Origin of the sequence: Nitrososphaera sp. (assembly GCF_013388945.1) — an archaeon.
Taxonomy (GTDB): domain Archaea; phylum Thermoproteota; class Nitrososphaeria; order Nitrososphaerales; family Nitrososphaeraceae; genus Nitrososphaera.
Genome location: NZ_JACAEH010000019.1, coordinates 1 through 19,197 on the forward strand (window position 1 = coordinate 1; position 19,197 = coordinate 19,197).

Annotated in this window: 31 protein-coding genes and 1 tRNA gene; 9 read left to right on the plus strand and 23 right to left on the minus strand. The window is 56.2% G+C overall.

Features of this window, described 5'->3' with window-relative positions:
• The 3 genes from gatC to gatB form a co-directional block, all read left to right on the plus strand.
• On the plus strand, window positions 1-268 hold a 268-nt coding region (gatC, locus tag HXY31_RS09215), incomplete at its 5' end, for an Asp-tRNA(Asn)/Glu-tRNA(Gln) amidotransferase subunit GatC (RefSeq protein ID WP_292642310.1).
• The gene (gatA, locus tag HXY31_RS09220; protein WP_292642311.1) at window positions 269-1,702 is read left to right on the plus strand and encodes an Asp-tRNA(Asn)/Glu-tRNA(Gln) amidotransferase subunit GatA; all 1,434 of its coding nucleotides are present in this window, start codon (window positions 269-271) and stop codon (window positions 1,700-1,702) included.
• The gene (gatB, locus tag HXY31_RS09225) at window positions 1,702-3,126 is read left to right on the plus strand and encodes an Asp-tRNA(Asn)/Glu-tRNA(Gln) amidotransferase subunit GatB (RefSeq protein ID WP_292642313.1); all 1,425 of its coding nucleotides are present in this window, start codon (window positions 1,702-1,704) and stop codon (window positions 3,124-3,126) included. The genes gatA and gatB overlap by 1 nt, the downstream gene beginning before the upstream one ends.
• Before the next feature lie 3 nt (window positions 3,127-3,129).
• On the opposite strand, the gene HXY31_RS09230 is transcribed toward gatB, so the two are convergent.
• The 13 genes from HXY31_RS09230 to HXY31_RS09290 form a co-directional block, all read right to left on the minus strand.
• Window positions 3,130-3,531 carry a PadR family transcriptional regulator gene (locus HXY31_RS09230; protein WP_292642315.1) on the minus strand — a complete coding sequence of 134 codons (402 nt, stop codon included), beginning with the start codon at window positions 3,529-3,531 and terminating at the stop codon, window positions 3,130-3,132.
• A 65-nt stretch (window positions 3,532-3,596) separates the two neighbouring features.
• Window positions 3,597-3,719 carry a hypothetical protein gene (locus tag HXY31_RS09235; protein WP_292642317.1) on the minus strand — a complete coding sequence of 41 codons (123 nt, stop codon included), beginning with the start codon at window positions 3,717-3,719 and terminating at the stop codon, window positions 3,597-3,599.
• Entirely contained in the window at window positions 3,716-3,997 is a 282-nt protein-coding gene (locus HXY31_RS09240) for a hypothetical protein (protein WP_292642319.1), read from the minus strand. The genes HXY31_RS09235 and HXY31_RS09240 overlap by 4 nt, the downstream gene beginning before the upstream one ends.
• Entirely contained in the window at window positions 3,994-4,395 is a 402-nt protein-coding gene (msrB, locus tag HXY31_RS09245) for a peptide-methionine (R)-S-oxide reductase MsrB (RefSeq protein WP_292642321.1), read from the minus strand. Before msrB ends, HXY31_RS09240 begins: the two co-directional genes overlap by 4 nt.
• 3 nt (window positions 4,396-4,398) lie before the next feature.
• Window positions 4,399-4,710: a hypothetical protein gene (locus HXY31_RS09250; RefSeq protein ID WP_292642323.1), complete on the minus strand. Its 312-nt coding sequence runs from the start codon at window positions 4,708-4,710 to the stop codon at window positions 4,399-4,401.
• Entirely contained in the window at window positions 4,711-5,337 is a 627-nt protein-coding gene (locus tag HXY31_RS09255) for an SPFH domain-containing protein (RefSeq protein WP_292642325.1), read from the minus strand.
• Window positions 5,338-5,394: 57 nt separating this feature from the next.
• Window positions 5,395-6,630, minus strand: coding sequence for a TIGR00300 family protein (locus tag HXY31_RS09260; RefSeq protein WP_292642327.1), 1,236 nt, complete (start codon window positions 6,628-6,630; stop codon window positions 5,395-5,397).
• Between the two features lie 34 nt (window positions 6,631-6,664).
• Window positions 6,665-6,988 (minus strand): hypothetical protein, encoded by a 324-nt coding sequence (locus HXY31_RS09265; protein WP_292642329.1) that lies wholly within the window; start codon window positions 6,986-6,988, stop codon window positions 6,665-6,667.
• Window positions 6,988-7,545: an HD family hydrolase gene (locus HXY31_RS09270; RefSeq protein WP_292642331.1), complete on the minus strand. Its 558-nt coding sequence runs from the start codon at window positions 7,543-7,545 to the stop codon at window positions 6,988-6,990. Before HXY31_RS09270 ends, HXY31_RS09265 begins: the two co-directional genes overlap by 1 nt.
• Before the next feature lie 8 nt (window positions 7,546-7,553).
• Window positions 7,554-7,679 carry a hypothetical protein gene (locus tag HXY31_RS09275; RefSeq protein ID WP_292642332.1) on the minus strand — a complete coding sequence of 42 codons (126 nt, stop codon included), beginning with the start codon at window positions 7,677-7,679 and terminating at the stop codon, window positions 7,554-7,556.
• Between the two features lie 28 nt (window positions 7,680-7,707).
• The gene (locus HXY31_RS09280; RefSeq protein ID WP_292642334.1) at window positions 7,708-8,277 is read right to left on the minus strand and encodes a cob(I)yrinic acid a,c-diamide adenosyltransferase; all 570 of its coding nucleotides are present in this window, start codon (window positions 8,275-8,277) and stop codon (window positions 7,708-7,710) included.
• Between the two features lie 3 nt (window positions 8,278-8,280).
• A complete protein-coding gene (locus HXY31_RS09285) occupies window positions 8,281-8,967 on the minus strand; it encodes a TfuA-like protein (protein WP_292642336.1) in 687 nt (228 codons plus the stop codon).
• Window positions 8,952-10,271, minus strand: a complete 1,320-nt coding sequence (locus HXY31_RS09290) for a YcaO-like family protein (RefSeq protein ID WP_292642338.1) — start codon at window positions 10,269-10,271, stop codon at window positions 8,952-8,954. Before HXY31_RS09290 ends, HXY31_RS09285 begins: the two co-directional genes overlap by 16 nt.
• Window positions 10,272-10,370: 99 nt before the next feature.
• On the opposite strand from HXY31_RS09290, the gene HXY31_RS09295 reads away from it, so the two are divergent.
• From HXY31_RS09295 to HXY31_RS09315, 5 genes are read left to right on the plus strand one after another with little or no spacing between them, the layout of a single operon-like run.
• The gene (locus HXY31_RS09295; protein WP_292642339.1) at window positions 10,371-10,811 is read left to right on the plus strand and encodes a hypothetical protein; all 441 of its coding nucleotides are present in this window, start codon (window positions 10,371-10,373) and stop codon (window positions 10,809-10,811) included.
• A 36-nt stretch (window positions 10,812-10,847) separates the two neighbouring features.
• Complete coding sequence (locus HXY31_RS09300; protein WP_292642341.1) at window positions 10,848-11,201, plus strand: hypothetical protein; 354 nt, start codon at window positions 10,848-10,850, stop codon at window positions 11,199-11,201.
• A gap of 33 nt (window positions 11,202-11,234) precedes the next feature.
• A complete protein-coding gene (locus HXY31_RS09305; RefSeq protein ID WP_292642343.1) occupies window positions 11,235-11,591 on the plus strand; it encodes a DUF6659 family protein in 357 nt (118 codons plus the stop codon).
• Window positions 11,591-11,821 carry a hypothetical protein gene (locus HXY31_RS09310; RefSeq protein WP_292642345.1) on the plus strand — a complete coding sequence of 77 codons (231 nt, stop codon included), beginning with the start codon at window positions 11,591-11,593 and terminating at the stop codon, window positions 11,819-11,821. The genes HXY31_RS09305 and HXY31_RS09310 overlap by 1 nt, the downstream gene beginning before the upstream one ends.
• 1 nt (window position 11,822) lies before the next feature.
• Window positions 11,823-12,521 (plus strand): CbtA family protein, encoded by a 699-nt coding sequence (locus HXY31_RS09315; RefSeq protein WP_292642347.1) that lies wholly within the window; start codon window positions 11,823-11,825, stop codon window positions 12,519-12,521.
• Here HXY31_RS09315 and HXY31_RS09320 read toward each other — a convergent pair.
• Window positions 12,503-12,600 (minus strand) — tRNA-Ser (locus tag HXY31_RS09320). The two genes, HXY31_RS09315 and HXY31_RS09320, sit on opposite strands and share 19 nt — an antisense overlap.
• Before the next feature lie 372 nt (window positions 12,601-12,972).
• Between HXY31_RS09320 and HXY31_RS09325 the strand changes: the two genes are divergently transcribed.
• The gene (locus HXY31_RS09325) at window positions 12,973-13,131 is read left to right on the plus strand and encodes a hypothetical protein (RefSeq protein ID WP_292642349.1); all 159 of its coding nucleotides are present in this window, start codon (window positions 12,973-12,975) and stop codon (window positions 13,129-13,131) included.
• Between the two features lie 8 nt (window positions 13,132-13,139).
• Here HXY31_RS09325 and HXY31_RS09330 read toward each other — a convergent pair whose 3' ends face one another.
• From HXY31_RS09330 to HXY31_RS09370, 9 genes are read right to left on the minus strand one after another with little or no spacing between them, the layout of a single operon-like run.
• A complete protein-coding gene (locus HXY31_RS09330) occupies window positions 13,140-13,385 on the minus strand; it encodes a hypothetical protein (protein WP_292642351.1) in 246 nt (81 codons plus the stop codon).
• Between the two features lie 37 nt (window positions 13,386-13,422).
• Window positions 13,423-14,478 carry an RNA-guided pseudouridylation complex pseudouridine synthase subunit Cbf5 gene (locus HXY31_RS09335; RefSeq protein ID WP_292642353.1) on the minus strand — a complete coding sequence of 352 codons (1,056 nt, stop codon included), beginning with the start codon at window positions 14,476-14,478 and terminating at the stop codon, window positions 13,423-13,425.
• 1 nt (window position 14,479) lies between these two features.
• Window positions 14,480-15,061 carry a cytidylate kinase family protein gene (locus tag HXY31_RS09340; RefSeq protein WP_292642355.1) on the minus strand — a complete coding sequence of 194 codons (582 nt, stop codon included), beginning with the start codon at window positions 15,059-15,061 and terminating at the stop codon, window positions 14,480-14,482.
• A gap of 1 nt (window position 15,062) precedes the next feature.
• Window positions 15,063-15,656: an EMC3/TMCO1 family protein gene (locus HXY31_RS09345; RefSeq protein WP_292642358.1), complete on the minus strand. Its 594-nt coding sequence runs from the start codon at window positions 15,654-15,656 to the stop codon at window positions 15,063-15,065.
• The gene (locus HXY31_RS09350) at window positions 15,653-16,237 is read right to left on the minus strand and encodes an adenylate kinase (RefSeq protein WP_292642360.1); all 585 of its coding nucleotides are present in this window, start codon (window positions 16,235-16,237) and stop codon (window positions 15,653-15,655) included. The genes HXY31_RS09345 and HXY31_RS09350 overlap by 4 nt, the downstream gene beginning before the upstream one ends.
• A complete protein-coding gene (gene secY / locus HXY31_RS09355; RefSeq protein WP_292642361.1) occupies window positions 16,224-17,654 on the minus strand; it encodes a preprotein translocase subunit SecY in 1,431 nt (476 codons plus the stop codon). Before secY ends, HXY31_RS09350 begins: the two co-directional genes overlap by 14 nt.
• Window positions 17,635-18,069 carry an uL15 family ribosomal protein gene (locus tag HXY31_RS09360; RefSeq protein ID WP_292642363.1) on the minus strand — a complete coding sequence of 145 codons (435 nt, stop codon included), beginning with the start codon at window positions 18,067-18,069 and terminating at the stop codon, window positions 17,635-17,637. Before HXY31_RS09360 ends, secY begins: the two co-directional genes overlap by 20 nt.
• 59 nt (window positions 18,070-18,128) lie before the next feature.
• Complete coding sequence (locus tag HXY31_RS09365; protein WP_292642365.1) at window positions 18,129-18,587, minus strand: 50S ribosomal protein L30; 459 nt, start codon at window positions 18,585-18,587, stop codon at window positions 18,129-18,131.
• Between the two features lie 5 nt (window positions 18,588-18,592).
• Window positions 18,593-19,147, minus strand: coding sequence for a 30S ribosomal protein S5 (locus tag HXY31_RS09370; RefSeq protein ID WP_342816472.1), 555 nt, complete (start codon window positions 19,145-19,147; stop codon window positions 18,593-18,595).
• Window positions 19,148-19,197: the final 50 nt, after the last annotated feature.

Consider the following 19,197-nt stretch of genomic DNA (forward strand, 5'->3'; position numbering starts at 1 on the left):
GGTCACAAAAGACGAGATAAAGCACCTTGGCTGGCTCTCCCGGATAGAGCTTTCAGATGACGAGCTTGACAGATACACGTCGCAGATAGAGCAGATAATCGCGTACCTTGACACGCTTGACAGGATAGAGCTTGAAAAGGCCGAGCCAATAAAGGCAAGGAAAAAGTTCGCCGATCTTAGGCCGGACGAGTCGCACGCGTTCGGGGCTGACGCGCTTGGCACCAAGAACCGCAAGGACGGCTTTGTGAAGGGCCCGAGGATGGTCTAGATGCTTTACAAGCTGGACGCGGCAAGCGTCGCAAAAAAGGTGGCGGGGCGCGAGCTTTCTTCCGAGGAATACATCCACCAGGTGCTTGAGAGGATAGAGAAGGTCGAGCCCAAGGTGAACGCGTTTATCACGGTCAACAAGAAAGCGGTAGAGCAGGCGCGCGCACTTGACAGGGAAATTCGCGACGGAAAACCCGCTGGCCCGCTTGCCGGCGTCGCAGTCGCAGTCAAGGACAACATATCGACAAAAGGCATCAGGACGACCTGCGCGTCTAGGATGCTTGACGATTATGTCCCGCCGTACGACGCCACCGTTGTAAGGCGGTTGCAAGACGCCGGCGCGATTATAGTAGGAAAGGTCAACCTGGACGAGTTTGCCATGGGCTCGACGACAGAGTTCAGCCGTCATGGTCCCACCCGGAACCCTTGGGACATAAGCCGCGTGCCCGGAGGCTCGTCGGGCGGCAGCGCGGCAAGCGTGGCAGCCCTTGAATGCGCCGTCTCGCTTGGGTCTGACACCGGAGGCTCCGTGAGGTGCCCCGCAAGCTTTTGCTCAGTCGTAGGCTTGAAGCCGACGTACGGACTCGTGAGCAGGTTCGGCCTCGTCTCGTACGCAAACAGCCTCGAGCAGGTGGGGCCGGCAGGCAGGACGGTGGCCGACGTGGCGACGGTTCTTGGAGTCATAGCAGGCTTTGACGAGCACGACAACACCACTGCGGCAGGCAGGCCGTCGTACAGCGCATACAAAAAGCGGCCGCTCCGCGTCGGCCTTGTAAAGGAGTTCATCGAAGGCGCCGACGAGCAGGTGGTAAAAATAATCCGCGGCGCAGTCGACACGCTTGCAAAGGAAGGGTGCGCGTGCGAAGAAACGTCGCTTCCGTCGGTGAAGTACGCGCTTGCCTCCTACTACACAATAGCCATGGCCGAGGCTTCAAGCAACCTGTCAAGGTACGACAACATGCGCTACGGCTTTGAGTCAAGCCCCGAGGGCTACGAGTGGAACTCGTACTTCTCTCACGCAAGGGGCAACTTTGGCGAGGAGGTAAAGCGCAGGATAATCACAGGCTCTTATGTCCTGTCGTCGGGCTACTACGGAAAATACTATTTGAAGGCGCAGCAGGCGCGCTCGATAATAAGAAAAGAGCTGAAGTCGCTCTTCAAGAAATACGACGTGCTTGCAGGCCCGACGATGCCAATCCTGCCCTTCAAGATAGGCGAAAAGATAGACGACCCGCTAAAGATGTACCTTGTTGACGTCGACACCGTGGTCGCAAACCTTGCCGGCGTTCCTGCCATTTCTGTGCCTGCAGGGTTTGCCGGCGGCCTGCCGGTCGGCCTGCAACTGATGGCCGACGAGTTTTGCGAGCAGACGCTATTTGACGCAGCCGGGATGTTCGAGCAGGCCGCAGGCGTGCGGGGGAGCCCTGACCTCTGATGGAATACATGATAGGCCTTGAGATACACTGCCAGCTGACGGGCCTTGCAAGCAAGCTGTTCTGCCCGTGCGCGTGCAACTACCGCGGAAGCGAGCCCAACGCCAACACCTGCCCCGTGTGCCTGGGCCTGCCCGGGACCCTGCCGCTTCTGAACAAGAAGGCAGTCGAGTTTGCCGGCATGATATCGCTTGCGCTTGGATGCAGGATACCGGACGAGATAATGTTCTACCGCAAGAACTACTTTTACCCTGACCTTCCAAAGAACTTTCAGCTGACGCAGTACAACGCGTACGGCATAACGAGCATAGGAGTCGACGGCAAGCTTGCGTACGGAGAAAAATCAGCAAGGATAAGGCTCGTGCAACTTGAAGAGGACCCCGGCAGGCTGGTGTACGAGGGCGGGAGCATGGAAAAGAGCCTCTACACTCTTGTCGACTACAACAGGGCCGGCGTGCCGCTCGTCGAGATTGTGACAGAGCCTGACTTTACCGACCCCAAGGACGTCAGGGATTTTCTGAACAAGATAACGTCGATAGTGGAGCACCTTGGCATCTGCGACACGAACCTTGAAGGCGCGGTCAGGTGCGACGCCAACGTGTCGGTGGCCGGCGGCAACAGGGTGGAGATAAAGAACGTGAGCTCGTTTGCCGACGTGGAGAAAGCGCTGCGCTATGAAATGACACGGCAAAAGACAATGGTCTCTCGCGACATCGAAGTCAAGGCGGAGACTCGCCACTGGGACGACGCAAGGAAGGTGACAAAAGAGTCAAGGTCAAAGGAGGAGGAACAGGACTACCGCTACTTCCCAGAGCCCGACGTTCCGTCGATTGAACTTGGCGGCGATTTTACAAAATCGTTACAGAGGTCGATGCCCGAACTGCCTGACGCAAGAAAGGCGCGCTTTGAGTCGATGGGGCTGACGCCCCACGTGGCTGCAGTCCTCATCGACAACAAGGAGCTTGCCGACTTTTTCGAGTCCGCTATAAAGATGCACAACTCGCCAAAAGAGATTGCAAACTGGCTCGTGACGGATCTGATGGGATTTGTGGACGAGAAGGAAAAGGAGGCAGGCCACTACCTGTCGGGGATAAAGGCCGGGCCGGCGCACATTGCAGACTTGGCAAAGCTCGTCGAAGCCGGGACTGTCAACCGCGCGACTGCCAAGCAGATACTTGCGCAGGTAGTCGAAACGGGGGAGATGCCTTCAGACATTGCTAAAAAGACGCAGGTGACAAGGATAGACGACGCAGGCGCGCTTGCGCAGGCAGTAGACGCGGTGTTTGCTGCAGAGCCGTCGGCTGTAGCGGATGCAAAAAAGAACCCTGCAGCAGCCAACTTTTTGCTTGGCAAAGTCATGCAGCAGACAAAGGGAAGGGCCGACCCCAAGGCGGCGCTTGAACTGATACGCAAAAAGTTAGCTTGAGAGCTACTTTCCCAGAGCCGCCAGCCTTTCTGCGACGCTCTTTATCCTGTCCCTGTACGGCTCGATCCTCGCCTTGTCAGACTTGCTCAGGTCCTCAAAGTAAGAGACGTACCCGCCTATCTCCTTGAGCATGTCTTCAACAGTGCGGGGCTGTCCGCCGTGCATGCCAAAAGGCCAGCCGATCTCTTCTTTTGCTTTCTGCGTCAGCTCGTACTTGCCGTCGTCCCTCTTTCTTATCAGCTCCTCCTGCACAAGGGCTTCAAGCAGCGGGTACACGGACCCCGGCGACGGCCTCCACCAGCCTTTTGTCATCACTTCGATGTCGTCCATTATCTCTGCGCCGTTCTTGGGCGAGCGCTCGAGCATCGAAATGACAAACATCCTCAGCCCGCGCCTCCTTCTCATTTCCCAGCCAAATGGAAACATATCGAATTATCGATATCGATTTACCGATACGCGAATATAACCCTTTACGCCCTGAACCCCTGCGTCATCTCGTGGCATACCTTGCTGTGTTCAAGCGCCTCTTTTCTTTCGCTGTCCTTGTCGACGTCAAACACCCGGTTGCAGGTGTAGCAGCGAATAAGCATCATTTTTCCATGCACAGCGGCATTTTGCCCTGGTGCTTGTCCGCATAGTCTTTCAGCAGCTTTTGTCTTTCTTCTTCAAACGAAGGCGTGGGCATGTAGTGGAACCTTTTTGCATTTTTCGCGCATTGATCATTTAGCAGCTCTTCAAGCGACCTGCGCATGTTGGCGCTCCCGCCGATGTAGTGCACTTTCATGCTTGCATGCGTCACAAACACGCCGGCCTGCTCCGGCACTTTTTCTACGCCGGCCCTGTCAAAGTCTAGCCACTCTGACCAGCTCATTTCTCTTCCTTGTCCAGCTTTAGCGAGAGCGAGTTTATGCAGTACCTCATGCCTGTAGGGTTTGGCCCGTCGTCGAACAGGTGTCCCAGGTGTGCGCCGCACTTGCTGCACATGACCTCTGTCCTGACCATGCCGTAGCTCGTGTCTGTCTCTTCCTTGATGTTCTCGCCCTTTGCCGGCGCCCAGAACGACGGCCAGCCGGTGCCAGAGTCAAATTTCGTGTCAGACTTGAAGAGCTCGGCGCCGCATGCCGCGCACTTGTACGTGCCCCTGTCGTGGCAGTCCCAGTACTCGCCCGAAAACGGGCGCTCAGTCGCCTTGTTCCAGCACACCTCGCGCTGGTCGGGGCTCAGGTGCTCAAACTTTTCGTCAGCAGGCTTTTTGCCCATGTCCTTCATACGCTACTCTCCCTTCTTTTCTGCCTTTTCCTCGGCCTTGACCGACTTGGCTACCTTCTTTGTGTTTTCCAGATACGCCTGCGTCAGCGCAAGGTTGCCAAAGCCGATGGAGTTGAGCGACTCTGAAGGCACCATCACAATCGTGTTGCCCTGCACCTTTATCGACTCGTACAGCATGTTGGACTGCCTGAGCGCGTACGCGACAGGGTTTTCCGTGTAGACCTTGGAAGCCTCTTCAAACTGCTTTGCGACCAAAACCTCGGACTCGCCATAGGTGACCCTTGCGTTCTTCTCCCTTTCTGCCTGCGCCTGCATCTACATGGCGTCTTCAAGCTCTTTTGGTATCGCTACCTGCCTTATCTCGACTCCCGTCACCTCTATGCCCCAGCTGCTTGCCTCGCTTGCAATTATCGACTTGATGTGCAGGTTGACCTCCTCCCTCCTTGAGAGTATGTCCTGGAACACCGACGCGCCGATGTTGTTGCGGAGTGTGGTCTGCGACACCTGCTGGATCATGTCGTTAAAGTTCTCCACATTGAGGATGGAGTCCTTTGCCCTGTCCTCTATAATCCTGTAGCGCAAAATAGCGTCGATGGTCACGGGCACGTTGTCCTTTGTCAGCATGCGCTCGGCTGTAAACTCTCTTACCTTTTCGCGAATGTCGACTACAAGTATGCTGTCCACAAACGGAATCCTTGTCTGGACGCCGGGCCCCACCTGCCTCTGGAACCTCCCGAGCCTCAGGATAATCGCCCTCTCATACTGCTTGATTATCATGAGAAACGCCGAGATGATGACGCCCACCCCGATTGCTAAGGCTATGTACGCCACCACCGGCGTGTCAGTCGCGCTTGCAATCGCAAGCCCGACTGTGATTATCACTGCACCTGCTATGACATGGGACCCCGAACCCTTCTGGCTGACCAGGCGATCGAAAAACATGGCTCTTGCTGACATTTATGCCTCAATAGTATTTCGCAGAACAAGGATTTAGGGATTCTATTTCCTAGCCAGCTTCTCGAGGTGGTCTGCGACTATGGGCAAGAACGCGCCCACGTCGGTTACTATGCCGACTGCCTGCGCCGTGCCCCTGTCCACTAGTTTTGTGACGACAGGCTGGCTGATGTCTACTGCCACTACCTTTACCGAAGATGGCAGCATGTTGCCCACTGCTATGGAGTGGAGCATCGTGGAAAACATCAGCACCATCCTGGCGCCTTTGAGCACTTCCTTGTACTTGCGCTGCGCCTCTACGACATCGGTAACAACGTCGGGTATGGGCCCGTCGTCGCGGATGGACCCTGCCAGCACAAATGGGACGTTATGCCTGACACACTCGTACATCACGCCGGATTTCAGGATCTTCTTTTCTACCATCGCTTTCAGGCCGCCGGCCTTGAACACCTCGTTGATTGCGCGCATGTGGTTCCTGTGGCCCCTGACCGCAAGCGTGCCGTCCTTTACGTGCATGCCAAGCGACGTGCCCAGAAGCGCATTTTCTACATCATGTACTGCAATTGCGTTGCCTGCAAGCAGGCCATCAATATAGCCCATCCTTATCAGGCGCGCAAGCGCTTCCGACGCGCCCGAGTGCACCAGCACCGGACCTGACACCACTATTATCTTGCCGCCTGCCTTCTTGGTGTTGAATATGTCGCTTGCCACCTTGCGGGCGATGTGCTGCGTGGGCCGCTCGCTTGAGCTAGAGCTTGACATGAACTGGAATATGTCGACGCCCTCTCTGGGTCTCTCTACAGGTGTTATTTTCACGCCGCGCTCGCCCACCACGACCATGTCGCCTTTTTGCACGTCGCGGATCATCTTGCACTCTGCAGCCTTTTTCCTGGTGTCAAGCACGATGCACTTGTCCATCATCATGTTCTGCACGTCTATCCACTGGCCCCGGTAGTAGACCTGCGTCGGGTTGTTGGTCGTGCTGTAAAAGTCGTCGGGCATTACGTTGTCCTTTCTGGCAGGTTCCAGTTGCACCTCCTGCACGGAGATGGGCTGGGCGCCCTCGCGGTAGACCGCCTCAAGGAGCCTCTCGAGGTGCTCCTCGTCCCTGCCCTTCACAAGCAGGCGGGCGTAGCTTGGGTCCTTCTTCTTCTTGCCCACCGTGAACTCGAGGACCTGAAAGTCGCCCTTGAGGTCCATGACGGTGTCAAATATCCTCGTGAGTATCATCGAGTCTATGAGGTGACCCTTGACTTCGATCTCTTGCTCGCGCCGCGCCAAAGCTGATAACGGTATTTGCATTAAGCTAATAAAGTTATATCGGCAGCGAAAGCTTGCCGAAATACTCCTGCATGTTTCCCTCGGACTTCATCCTCGCCACTATCTCGTTTTTAGAGTCTTCGGGGAACCACTGCGCGATTGCCTTTGCAATGCCTTTGCTGTCGCAAAGTGCCAGCATGTAGCCCTGCTGTTCCTTTACGACTGCATAGAGGTTTTCCTCTCCGACCGGCTCCCACTTGTTGTCCTTGTTGTCCTTGAGCGCCAGCGCCGGCATGGCGTGGCCGGCGTATTTTGTGAGAAGCTCCTGCGCCGCCTTCACGCGCTTTTCGCCCATCTTGAGAGCCGTAAAGTACTGCATTATTTTCCTCTGGATTTTGCCGGCATTAAAGACTTTAGGATTTCAGTCAGCAAATCACTGTCCGTCGCGACGCCCCTGTGCGCGGAAGCGAAAAACTGGTCAAGAGAGTTCTTTGCCCTGCGCTCCTTTCTGTATCTGTCGGCCTGCAATGCCATCTCTAACTTGTCGATGCGGTGGACAAAGCGCGCCTCTTCTGTTTTGTTTTGCAGGTATTCAAGCCATGCTTTTTCATGGATTTTTCTTGCCTTTGCCGGTATGCAGGAGAGGATCTTTTTCATCGCCTTTTTTTCCTGCTCTACCTTTTTCCTTGCGGTTATCTCGCCGGGCATATAGTCGCCCACGACAGACTCTGCAAGGTCGTGCAGGATTATCATCCTCAATACTTTCCCGGTGTCAAGCCCCATGATGTCTGACAGCGCCATTCCTATTGCGCACATTGAATAGGTGTGGTCGGCAACTGATTCCGGGTTTTTGACACCTGCCTTTGCCGCCCAGCCGGCCCTGTCGACTGTCTTTAGCCCAAGGACCGCGTCAAAGAACGGCTGGAAATCCTTCATGCCCGACACTACGGGATGGCGCCTGCGCTTGCGGCGCCGGGCAGAATGTCAAAGACAAATGTGATGGCCGTGGTTGCAATAGCCATGGCCGCCGTTATTGCCAGTATCAAGAGCACGTTGCGCACCTGTCCCAACTTGTCAGATACAACCTGCCTTTCGCATTTATTCTTTATCAGGCTTTTTCCATGCGACGTCTGCGACGCCGAGGCGCTTGTTTGCAAGCCTGGCTGCTACAAAGAGCAGGTCCGCAAGCCTGTTCAGGTAGACAAGGATTGCCGGGTTTATCCTCTCGACTTTGGATAGCGCTACTGCCGCAGTCTCGGCGCGCCTTGAGACCCCCCGGCAAACATGGAGCATCGCCCCCGGGGTGCTTCCGCCGGGCAGGATAAAGAACGTGATGGGCGGCAATTCCGATTCTAGCCTGTCTATGATAGGCTCAAGCGCCGCTGCCATTTTTTCAGTCGTGCGGGGCGTGCCAAACTTGCTTGCCGGGTAGTCGGGGTCTGCAAGGTCAGAGCCCACCACGAAAAGGTCGTTCTGGACTTGCGTGAAAATGTCGGCAAGGTCGGCAAGAACTTCCTCTAACCTGAGCATGCAGACTGCCATGCCGATGGAGGAGTTGAGCTCGTCGACGGCGCCGTATGCGACTATCCTCGGGTGGTCCTTGCCTACCCGCCTGCCGCCTATGAGGCCGGTCTCGCCCTTGTCGCCGGTCCTTGTGTATATCTTCACGTGCTAGGATTCCTGCACAGGGGATTTAAGATTAGCTTCGTGCCTTTCCTTGAAGAACTGGACGAGCCTCAATGCGTCCATCTCCTTGAGGCTCTTTCTGTTCTCGACGATGTACGTGCGGAAGTTCTCGACGTCGCCAAGCTCGGGGTGCAGCCGCTTTGTCTCGTCGATGATGTCCTGGTAGTTGCGGTGCGGGAAGTAGATGCCCTTGGCAACTCTAACCATCACCTTCTTTGTGGCCTCTGAAATGACGCCCTTCTTTTTCGCCAGGTACAGGTTGTAGCGTATGTCTATCATGGCCTCTGACTGGAGGTGAAAGTCGCCGTCGGCAAAGGTCACGGCCACCTCGTCGTCGGCGTCAACCTTGCCTTTCTTGTACAGCTCAAACACCCTGCCTATTCCGACCATTCCAAACTTTTCAAGCTCGACTGCCCTGAGCGCGCCGAGGCTTGCCGCGCCCGCAAGAAGCACTCCTTCCCGCCTTGCAAGCTGGTATACTTCAATCGGCGTTGGCGGGTAGTCCTGCAAAAACACGCCGTCCACAAGGCCTACCATCCCCACGTCGGGGCTTGCGGCCAGCCTCAAGAGGTCGCCCTTTTTCGCCGGCGGCCTATAGTCTGCGTCGGGAAAAAGCGTCCTTGCCTTTTCGTGGCTCAAAGACGGCCCGAGGAAGATTATTGGTTTTGCCATTGCCCAAAGCACTCCTTTGCGCGCCTTCCCATCACCGACTTTGTTATCTTGAAAGTCTCGAGTCCCGGCACTATCGCCCTGACCACCGGTATGCCAAGCTCCGGGTTTGTCAGGTCCACGATTATGGCCCTGCCAAGGCCGGCGGCTGCAAGCCGCGACTTGACGAACTTGATGTCGTCAAGTATGTCTTCGTGAAAGTACGTCTTGACCTCTGAAAACCTGATCTTTTCTTTTGACGGCATGAACTGCCATGCCCGCTTGTCGTCGGTGTTGTTCTCGCCGTACCTTATCTTGCGCAGGTCGTCCCGGGCCCCCTGGATGTTTGCGGCGCGAGTCTGAGAGACCTCGGTTATCGCCCGCAAGAGCGCTATCCGTGCGTCGGGGTGCGTGCCGTGGCCCTCTGCCAGGTAGCCATAGTCGTGCGTCACCCACTCGATGCTCGACGCATTGAAGGTGGGAACGCCGATGTCAGACGTGATGTCCTTTATTATCAGAGGTATGCCGGCTTTATCGAAATGCGCGACAAGGTTCTGCACAGGCTCAAAGTCGATGCCGGTGATGTCGACTTCGGGGAATATGCCGGGGTCGTCGACGAACCTGTCTGACTGTATGGGCGACACTGGAATGCCTGCCGCATGCAGCGAGTGCGCGATGTGGCGCAGTATGTGGAACGGGATTGCGCTTGCGCGAAGCTCTGCAACGCTCATCGCGTCGCGCTCTATGACCTCGCAAAGCGCGTGGCACACCGCCTCTTCCGGGACGTTTCCAGAGGCTAGGCCGTTTGTGTGGAAGTACGAAAACGGGTTGACTGCAGGCGGCGCGGGGTTGTACCGAAAGAGCGCGATTGACGCCGGGACCATCACCTCCTTTCCCGTCCCGAGGTCAAAGCCGGCAACAAAGTCCATCAGCATGTCGTCCCTGTACTCAAAGCGCGTCGGCTCGACTATCTCGTCGGGGTGGAGCACGTCGTGGCTCTTTGAGAGCTCTGCATAGCTTGAGCGCACAAAGTTCCTCGGTCCTCCTGCAGGGAGCGACGAGTACCTTTCGATGCTCTCCATCAGCGCGCTTGCCATTGCGTGCTCGCGCGTCGGGCCCTTGCCGCTGTACACCCAGATGTAGTCCTCTGTTCCCGGAAGCACTGCAGAATAATTCGGTATCCTGAGCACGTCCATGTCGGTAATGTCTGCAAGGCGCGTGACTCCTATTTTTTTTGCAAGCGGGACGACTTTCTGCAGAGTTTCGCTGGCAGGCTTGATCCTCGACGTGCCGTTTGAGGTCCACTTTTTCCTGCTTTGAAGCTCCAAGACTACCGGGCAAAATGCTCCCAAAAGTGCATATCAAGCTTTGCACTGCAGCGCAGAGCATTCCGGGAGCTTATCTATCGTAAATCCCAAAGGACCCACATGGCAAACATTACTGAACAGAAAAGCGAGGCGCAGGCGGCGTACGAGGAGATAAAATCGCGGTACCTGCAGATGCAGGCGTCGATAAAGAAGCATTTCCCAAAGGTGGACTCGAGGCTGGTGAGGGAGCTTTTGATGCACAGCGCAGATGCAACCGAGGGGACGAGGCTGTTCTCGCTTGAGGTGCTGGCAAAGGAAGGCACAAACCCGGAAAAAGCAAGGGACTACTTTCTAAGCAAGACGGGCAAGGTCCCAAGCTCGTACGAGCACGGCACGCACTACCTTGTCAACGTGCTCTTGACGTTTGAGCTGTTGCAGGACATCCAGAGCTACCCTGAAGTCGAGTACATAACCGGAAGCTACGTCGGAGTCACAAGCGCCGTGTCGCAGATACACTACCACAGGGGCGCCGACGAGCAGAGCAGGATAATGGACGACTGAAAAACGATTATTTATCCTTCTTTTTCATTATTTTTCATGGACACGCCGAGGGAGCTTGAATGGTACCTGCGCGACCACTTTTTCAAGCAGGCCGGAAAGGGCAGGCCGCAGCTCGCAAGGAGCGCCATTGCAGGCGAGATGGTCAGCGTCTACCTGCGATACCGAGACTATGATCCGCAGGAGCTTGGCAGGCTAATCTCGCCGGTGATAGACAACCTCGTCTCAAACAGGGTGCTCTTGCAGGACGAGGACGCCATAACGACGTCGTCAGCGCTTTTCCGCATGCAGTGCGCCACATGCTACTACGTCAGCTACCTTGTCGACGCAGAGGCCCGGGCGTGCCAGCGCTGCGCGGGAACGAACCTGCACGAGTTCCCCAAGAAGAAATAAGCTTTTTTAGTCCATCGGCGTCTACCCTGCATGTTGCCTACTGCACATGACGAACTGTGCAAGAACGTCTTTGCGATAGACCCCGCCATCAGGTTTGCCGGCGTGATAAACAAGATGGGCAAGCTCCTGGCAGGGGGCATGAGGGACGGCCTTTCGCCTTTAGAGTCTGTAAAGGACATGAACAAGCTATACATCGAGATGGCGCTGAGGGCCGCCATGCGGCAGGAGTTTGACAAGGAGTTCGGACCCACCATCTACTCGTTTTCAGAGCGGGAAAAGATCAAGATAGCGACCTTTCCTATGAAGCAGGGCAACTTTCTTTTGATATCCATGGAAAGGGGCAAGCCGCACGACAAAATAATAAGCAGGATACTTGAACTCGTACGCTGATGCCAAAGCGACGCAGGGCGCGCGAGGACGACGAGCTTGTGCCGCCAAAAAAGATAACCGGAAAGGAGCTTTCCGAAATAGAAGAACTGAGCGCACGGCTGACGGCGCTTGTTGAGACGCTCGACGAGCGGGGCGTAATCAACAAGAAGGAATACGACAGGATAGTCGCGATGCGGCTGCACGAGATTTCAAAGGCAGCCGCGATAGAAGAGCTGGACGAGGAGCTGTAGAGTGCAAACAGGCAGGACTCTTGCGCTTTCGATGGCGTCCGGCATGGCAGCCGCTGCCGTGCTTGTGGCGATGAACTACCTTGTCGCCGGGCCATACGTCAGCGAGCTCGAATTCCAGTACATCGACATCAAGCTTGCAGAAGGGTTCTACATTGAAGAGGACATCGATCAGGCGCTACAGGCGCAGCATTTCTGGCGCGCCGGCTTTCCTGTAATCATGGGGATCAGCGGCGGGGCGCTCGTCGCACTTGCATACGCAAGGCGCGGCAAGGGCGCCTTCATGGTCGCGCTTTCCGTGGCCGCAGTCTCGTGGTTCTCCCTCTACGTCATGCCTGCTTTGAAGTATCCCCTCGTGCCGGACGTGCTCTTTGACCCTGCGGCTGCAGGCCAGTACGCGGTACTTTTTGCGGGCTACTCTGCTGCTTCAGGCCTTGCGGCCCTTGGGACGGCGATAGGGTTTGCCAAGACTGGAAGAAAGAACTGGTATTTTGGAGCAGCTGGTGCCTACCTTGCCATCGTTGCAGGGTTGTACGCCGTTTTTCCAAGCCTGCCCGAGCCGGAATTTTACGACATGGCATTGCTTGGGCAGTGGCGTTCTGCTACTGCGGCAGGCATGACCGCGTTCTGGTTCACGCTTGGCATCCTTGCAGGCGCGCTACTGGAAAGGGAAGAGAAGAAAGGCGCCGGGAGAGGGATTTGAACCCTCGGGACCTTTACAGGTCACAAGCTGGCTGGAAGATTTTCCAGGCTTGCGCCCTCCCAGGCTAGGCGACCCCGGCAGCCGACATCGCTTTGCGCACTTCTGTATATATTTCCATGTGCCTTGGGGCTTTGTAAAAAAAGCTAGCCCGGTCTGGCTGATTCATTACAAACAAAACGGGAGGCGACACGCCCGGTCTGCCTTAAAAGAACCAATTCCTGCGGCGGGAATCTTCTGTCGCCTGAATTGCACCATTTTTTCGTGCTCAAAATGGTGCAGGGTGCACCATTTTTCCACGCTCAGCTGGATAGAAAAGTGGCCGGATCCGCTGTGCAACGGATCCAATCCTGGCTTAAAGGATGTGCAGGCAAAAGTATCGAGAGGCGACTTTTTTACAAAGCCGCGCCTTGGCAAAGATAGAAATTGAGGTTAGGCCGTTTTATCCTTGATTTTGAGTAACCAGGGGCTTTCTGACAGCTGCAAGCTCTCCAACCACGCGGACTGCGACGACTGCATGTGCAAGTGCCACATCCCCGGGACCATGGAGAACCTTGCGAGGAACATCGCCAAGCTGGAGCGCAAGCGTCCCGGCATCGGCGAGACCCTCTGACTTTTCTTTCAGCGCAAAAAGGCGCGCATCCTGCTTACGATAATGTCTGCGCCCGTGCCGGTTATCTCTGAAAGAGCACTTTCAATCTCTTCGATGGACGAGCATGGAGGCTTGCCGATCCTGAGCCCGTACTTGTTCTGGAGCGCCATTATCATGGCGTCGACGGAATCCTCACCAAAGACGCCCATGGCCTCCCTGAGGGCCCTCTCGAGGCGTGTGCAATAGCCTGCATCCTCGCGGTTCTCGGAGGCCATTCACTGACCTAGTGTGCGCAAACTGATAATCTTTTCGTCAAAAGTCGTCGTCGCTTTCAAGCTTGCCAAGGTCGACCTCGGACGCTGCCGCCTGCGGGGCGACTGCCTGCTCACCCCTTGAGCGCCACGCCTTGGAGTAGGTGTCCGGCTTCATTATGAGGCGCTTCATGACAAAGGCCACGCCCTTGGCGTTTTCCTCTATCTGCTCCCTTGTCATCGCAGCCTCGCCGAGGCCTATAATCTCGCCTTTTAGCGTATAGACGCCAACAAGCTCGCCTGCGCGAAGGTCAGATGGGACTGCTATTACGCCCGGGACTGCAAGCGGCGCGCCGTGGCACAGCGCGTCCACCGCCGTGTCCCTGACTGTAACGCCGCGGATCCCTTCAAGGCATTTTTCTATCGGGAGCACCAGCCTGCGCAGCTTGTCCTCGTCGCCTGCCTCCTTGAAGCGCTGGTATGCGTCTGAAAGGTCGTGCAGGCGCACCAGCCCGTCTTTTTCGTAGAGGTTGCTCACCTGCGTCCTGCGAAGCTCCACCATCGTTGCGCCCGGCGACAGGACCTCGCCCACGTCGTAGATTATCTTGCGTATGTACGTGCCTGCCTGGCACAGCACGCGCATCAGCACCAGCCTGTCATAGTCCTCGATGTAGTCAAACTCGTAGACTGTCCGGACGCGCGTCACGCGCTTTACCGACGAGCGCTGCGGCGGGCGCTGGTATATCTCACCCGTGAACTCTTTCATTACTTTTCTCACGCGCTCTGCAGGGACATGAGTGTGCAGCCTTGCAAGCGCATAGTACTCCTTGGGGCCGATGAGGAGAACGCCAAGCGCCTTGGTGCCCTCGCCGAGGCCCAGCGGCAGCAAGCCAGTGGCGCCGGGATCCAAGGTGCCCGAGTGCCCCGCCTTCTCTATTTCCAGGATGCGCTTGACCCACGCCACGACCTCGTGGCTTGTGGGGCCGGCAGGCTTGTCCACAAGTATCATGCCGTACTGCAAAAGATCTGGAATCGGGCGCCTGTCAGGATAGTGGCCGTACTTGTCGTCGGTCACGTCGTCGTCCACGTTGACAAGGTTCTGGAGCTGGGGGAGCATTCTACCTACCCACTTGGCGCCTGACTATGAGCTTTGACACCTCTATCAGGGCGTCGAGGGACAGCCTGTCCGTGTTGAGCGCGTAGTCAAACACTGACAGGTCCTCTCCAAAGCTAAAGCCGTACAGGTTTCTGTATATCTTGACGTTCTCTGCGTCGCGCAGAGATACTATCTTTTCTGCCTCCTTGACCGTTATGCCGTCGCGGTTTGCCATCCTTGACGCCCTGTTTTTGGGCGAGCCTTTCAGCCAGAACTTGATGATGCTCTCGTCCTTTACGAGCCACGGGAGCGTGTAGCTTGTTATCACGGCGTTCTCTTTCTTCAATATCTGCTCCAGCCTCTTGTCGACCTGCTTGTCAAACGAGGGGTCGCGCTTGCGCTCTGCCATGAACTTTTTTGCCTCCGGCGTGTCCCACCAGTCCTCCCTTGAAGTGGCGCTGGAATACCCTTTTTCGTGTGCAAGCATCTTCAGTATGTCGCCCCCGTTGTACGTGACAAGCCCGAACTCCTTTGCAAGCTCGCTTGCCATGGTGGTCTTGCCGACGGCAGGCCAGCCGGATATCACGACGCTGAACCTTGACATGTCACATGCCTGTCATGCCGGTCTTGGTCACCCTGGACACTATCCCTGAGAAGGCAAAGGAGGTCAGCAGGAACCATCCCCAGAGGTAGACCTCGCCGGGGACCACGCATGCGCCCTTGGGGTTGCCCTGGTCGTCGAGCTGCTGGTGGTTGGTCACGTCCTCGTCGCTGCACATTATCCACGGTATGAAAATGGGAGAAACGTTTACCACCTGGCCAAATATCGCCGGGAACACGAATATCCAGATCATGAAGGACGGTATCATGTAGATGAACATGGGGCGCATCTGCTGCTGTTGCACCTCCATTGCCATCTTGTTGACGTAGGCCTGCTTCTTCTTCAGCTCCTCGATGCGGGGCTTGTCTCCCTTTCTCACGGCGTCGGTGTAGGCCTTGCGCCACTCGTTTGTCTCCTTCATTATCTTGTTGGTGCGCTCGATGTCCGTGGTCTTTTTGCGGAGCATCGCAAAGCCAAAGCTCATGGCGACAGAGATTGCAAGCGCAACAATGGACGCCGATATCATGTCCGGAAATATCGGGTTCCTGGTATACTGGGGCGTGAAAAGCTGCAGTATTATGCTACCAAAGTCTATCATTTAGTTCCAACTCCAAGTATCCTTGCTATCCCTTCTGCCGCCTCATCAACCTTGCCGTCGTCGTTGAGAACTATCGCAAAGGGCGCGCCGGTTATCACCGAGCAGGAGGCCAGCATCATCTTTGAGATGTCTAGGTCATTTTTAATGGCTTCGGCTGACGCCTCGTCGCGTTTGCGGGTCGGGTCGTTCCTGCGCCTGTCGGCTATCTGTTTCGGGTCTGCCGCTACCATTATCAGGTTTGTGGGGTTCATTATCGTGACAAGGCGCATGGGCAGGCCGGGATAGTATCCCTCGTCCGTGCTTATGAAAAGGTGCGTGTCGACAATCACAATGTCGTTTTTCATCTCTGCGATGTGTCGCGCGGCCGACTCTTGCAGCTGGCGCTGCTTTTCCACTGGGAGCCTGCGCATCTCGTCGCGGTCCTTGACGCCCAGCTTTTGCGCCTCTTCAAACATCAGCGTGCCATAGGTGACTATGGTCGCATTGCGCTTTTTTGACAAGAGCTCTGCTGCGCGGGTGATGACCGTCGTCTTGCCGACTCCGGGTATCCCGACGATGATTGCGCGCTTATTTCCTGCCAAGGAGGGCCGCCAGTTTGGGCATGTATGTGTCTATCTGCTCTTTGACAAGCGTCTGGTAGTAGCTTACCATGATGTTTACCATCAGGAGTATGCCTGTCCCGGACCCAAAGACGCCCAGCATGTCAGACAGCGCCGCAAGAAGCCCGATTATGACGCCGGATATTATCGTGAGCGACGGGATGTAGCGATTGAGCAGCGTCTCGACAGAACCTTCCGAGCGCCTGAAGCCTGGCACCTGCACGTCGGCGTCAAGCAGGTTCCGGGCAGCGGTCCTTGCGGAAAGGCCTCCAAGCTCGACCCAGAGCCTTGAAAATACCGTGACTATGCCTGTAAAGAACACGACGTATATGGCCGCGCGCACAGGGTCTGCGACCATGGCCTCCAGGCTGCGCGGGCCGGTGATGTAGTACAGTATGCCGCCTGTCGGCGTCTGCTGCTGTTCGGCGTCAAACTGCGCAATCCAGTTGAAGAACGGGTTGGAGTTGTTGGGGTTGTAGTTTGCCCACATCATCTGGCCCATGAATATGCCGTTTGCGATGAGCGCCGACGCCAGGATGACAGGAATGACTGACGTGTACAGCAGCTTGATTGGATACACAGCAGTAAAGCCCCTGTACTTTGTGGAGACGATGGGTATGTCGACATGTATGCCCTCGATATACACGAGTATGAGTATGACTGCGACTGTGAGCGACAGGCCGAATATGCTTGGAAGCTGGCCCGAGCGGAATATGGCGTCCTGAACGTGGCCGTCAAAGCCGGCCTGGATGGTAAAGGGCGCGATGCCAATAGGCCCGTCAGGCGCAGGTAGAGGCGAGAACACGCTCCACAGAATAGTCTGGGCGATGCCTGCCATGATGAACAGCGACAATCCAGAACCCACGCCCCAGCCCTTCTGCACCATCTCGTCCATCAGCATGACGAGGAACGACGCGAAGATCAGCTGCGCAATGACAACGGGTATGATGTCCGCGTGCGCAACAAGCGGGCCATATACTGAGAAGCCGTACAGCCCGCCCTCTGCCACTATGACTATTATCGTCACTATCTTTGTTGCAGACGTGAAGAGCGACCTGTCGTCGGGGTTCTTGAAGTCCAGCCTGATGAGGTCGGAGCCCTTCAAGAGCTGCATGAGCAGGCCTGCCGTGACTATGGGCCCGATGCCAAGCTCCATCAGCGTGCCTTGCTGCGCGGCGAAAATTACCCTTGCAAATGCGAGGAAGTCAAATTGCGGGTCGTCCGTGACGCCGTAAAGCGGGATCTGGCCCATGATGAGGTATGCAAATAACGCGATTCCGGTCCAGACGAATTTTTCAGTCAGGGAGATCTTTTTCTTGGGCTTGGGGACTTGCGGGACATAGGCTGAAGCGCTTCTTATGATGCGCCTGAGCCCTGTCTCATTCTGCCTCGTGCTCATCGGAGATAACCTCGCCGCCTGCGGCCTCGATTTTTGACTTGGCTTTCTCGGAGACCTTGGCAACCTTGACAGTGAACGCGCCGCCTATCTTGCCTCCGCCCAGCAGCTTGTCGTATCCAAGCGAGGTCAGATCCAGGACGACTTTGCCTCTCTCTTCCTTGCCGTGCTTTGCAAAGACCACGTCCAGGTCGCGCACGTTTAGCCACCTGTTTACGACGTTGCGGTTGAGAGAGTTGAAAGCGTCATGCCCAAAGTGGTCCGGCTCCTCGATTACAGTCCTTATGAAGAAGTGCTTGTGCTTGCCGGCGCCGCCGATGCCTCCTCGGCTTCCAGCCTGCCTGTGCTGGCCTACTTGGCCCCAGCCGCAGTACCTGCTGCCTCTTTGCCGTCTGCTTTTTCTAAATCTGGTAGCCATAATCATCACTGTTGTGCTGGAATTGATTCACGTTCTGCTGTCACCTTAATTAAGTCTTACTAGAGCATCCGCTTCACGATCTCGGCCAGCTCCTTGTCGTCGCCGAGAACGCCCGCCTGCGCATACTGCTGCTTTGTCTTTCTCTTGAATCCGCCCTTTGGTGGCGAGAGTGCAAACCATGGCTTCAGCCCTTCTATCTTTGACATCGCCACCTTGTTGTCCGCAATTGCCGCCGCCAGGTCGTCCATGCTCTTGTACTCCTTCGGCAGGTCGGCCTTTGTTATGGGCTTGTAGCCCGCCTTTCTGCCACGCTTTTCGAGGAGCTCCTTTACCATGCCCGAATCGGCCTTTGTCCAGGCGACGACTTCCTTGACCTTCCTGAGCATGCCAAGCGACTCTTCGGTTTCTGGCACCAGAGTAGCGCGGAAGCGCTTGTCTAGGTTGAGGCCGTCAAGCGTGGTCCTCGCCCACGTCGGGATGTTGACCGTTCCTTTTATTCTGACAACAAGATACGCCATAACCATCAACCCACGCTGTAGGTGCTTCTCAGGGCGTTGAATATCGCTTTTGTCGTGGACGACATGGTGTTAGTAGAGCCAAACGACTTTGTCCACGCGTCCTTGAGTCCTGCAAGCTTTAGCAGGTTGCGGATGTTCTCGCCAGCAACTAGCCCAAGGCCCCTTGGACCCGGAACGATGTCTATTGTTACGCTGCCGCCCTTGCCCCTCACCTTGAACGGCACTGAGTGTAATTGGTTGCACCTGCATTCCCAGCTTCCGCACCCGAGCTTTACCGGGATGACGTTGAGGTAAGCGGCGTTTGTTGCCTTGTCTATTGCCATCCTCATCTGCGCTGCCTTGCCCTTGCCGATTCCAAACCAGCCGGCCTCGTTGCCTACAGCGACGAGCGCGTTAAAGCGCGTCATCTCGCCGGCGTCCGTCTGCTTTTGAACTATGCCGACGTGGACCACCTGGCTCTTGATGTCAGGCAATAGGTGCTTGACAATCTCTGATTCCTGTATCCTGAGGCCGTTTTCGTATATCTGATCCATCGAGTTTATCTTGCCTGCAAGGACCATCTGCCCTAGAGTCGTCCTAGGCTTCCACTCTACCTGCTGTTCCTGCCTTG

What these genes read in the sequence shown, in the direction of transcription:
- HXY31_RS09335 (WP_292642353.1), bottom strand. Translation starts at nt 14,478, where the DNA reads ATGCTCCCCCAGCTCCAGAACCTTGTCAACGTGGACGACGACGTGACC.
- HXY31_RS09310 (WP_292642345.1), top strand. Translation starts at nt 11,591, where the DNA reads ATGCCAAAGCGACGCAGGGCGCGCGAGGACGACGAGCTTGTGCCGCCA.
- HXY31_RS09360 (WP_292642363.1), bottom strand. Translation starts at nt 18,069, where the DNA reads ATGGCTACCAGATTTAGAAAAAGCAGACGGCAAAGAGGCAGCAGGTAC.
- HXY31_RS09230 (WP_292642315.1), bottom strand. Translation starts at nt 3,531, where the DNA reads ATGAGAAGGAGGCGCGGGCTGAGGATGTTTGTCATTTCGATGCTCGAG.
- HXY31_RS09370 (WP_342816472.1), bottom strand. Translation starts at nt 19,147, where the DNA reads ATGGTCCTTGCAGGCAAGATAAACTCGATGGATCAGATATACGAAAAC.
- secY (WP_292642361.1), bottom strand. Translation starts at nt 17,654, where the DNA reads ATGAGCACGAGGCAGAATGAGACAGGGCTCAGGCGCATCATAAGAAGC.
- HXY31_RS09295 (WP_292642339.1), top strand. Translation starts at nt 10,371, where the DNA reads ATGGCAAACATTACTGAACAGAAAAGCGAGGCGCAGGCGGCGTACGAG.
- gatB (WP_292642313.1), top strand. Translation starts at nt 1,702, where the DNA reads ATGGAATACATGATAGGCCTTGAGATACACTGCCAGCTGACGGGCCTT.
- HXY31_RS09240 (WP_292642319.1), bottom strand. Translation starts at nt 3,997, where the DNA reads ATGAGCTGGTCAGAGTGGCTAGACTTTGACAGGGCCGGCGTAGAAAAA.
- HXY31_RS09330 (WP_292642351.1), bottom strand. Translation starts at nt 13,385, where the DNA reads ATGGCCTCCGAGAACCGCGAGGATGCAGGCTATTGCACACGCCTCGAG.
- HXY31_RS09255 (WP_292642325.1), bottom strand. Translation starts at nt 5,337, where the DNA reads ATGTTTTTCGATCGCCTGGTCAGCCAGAAGGGTTCGGGGTCCCATGTC.
- HXY31_RS09270 (WP_292642331.1), bottom strand. Translation starts at nt 7,545, where the DNA reads ATGAAGGATTTCCAGCCGTTCTTTGACGCGGTCCTTGGGCTAAAGACA.
- HXY31_RS09235 (WP_292642317.1), bottom strand. Translation starts at nt 3,719, where the DNA reads ATGATGCTTATTCGCTGCTACACCTGCAACCGGGTGTTTGACGTCGAC.
- gatA (WP_292642311.1), top strand. Translation starts at nt 269, where the DNA reads ATGCTTTACAAGCTGGACGCGGCAAGCGTCGCAAAAAAGGTGGCGGGG.
- HXY31_RS09365 (WP_292642365.1), bottom strand. Translation starts at nt 18,587, where the DNA reads ATGGCGTATCTTGTTGTCAGAATAAAAGGAACGGTCAACATCCCGACG.
- HXY31_RS09340 (WP_292642355.1), bottom strand. Translation starts at nt 15,061, where the DNA reads ATGTCAAGGTTCAGCGTCGTGATATCCGGCTGGCCTGCCGTCGGCAAG.
- HXY31_RS09345 (WP_292642358.1), bottom strand. Translation starts at nt 15,656, where the DNA reads ATGATAGACTTTGGTAGCATAATACTGCAGCTTTTCACGCCCCAGTAT.
- HXY31_RS09265 (WP_292642329.1), bottom strand. Translation starts at nt 6,988, where the DNA reads ATGCAGTACTTTACGGCTCTCAAGATGGGCGAAAAGCGCGTGAAGGCG.
- HXY31_RS09285 (WP_292642336.1), bottom strand. Translation starts at nt 8,967, where the DNA reads ATGGCAAAACCAATAATCTTCCTCGGGCCGTCTTTGAGCCACGAAAAG.
- HXY31_RS09300 (WP_292642341.1), top strand. Translation starts at nt 10,848, where the DNA reads ATGGACACGCCGAGGGAGCTTGAATGGTACCTGCGCGACCACTTTTTC.
- HXY31_RS09250 (WP_292642323.1), bottom strand. Translation starts at nt 4,710, where the DNA reads ATGCAGGCGCAGGCAGAAAGGGAGAAGAACGCAAGGGTCACCTATGGC.
- msrB (WP_292642321.1), bottom strand. Translation starts at nt 4,395, where the DNA reads ATGAAGGACATGGGCAAAAAGCCTGCTGACGAAAAGTTTGAGCACCTG.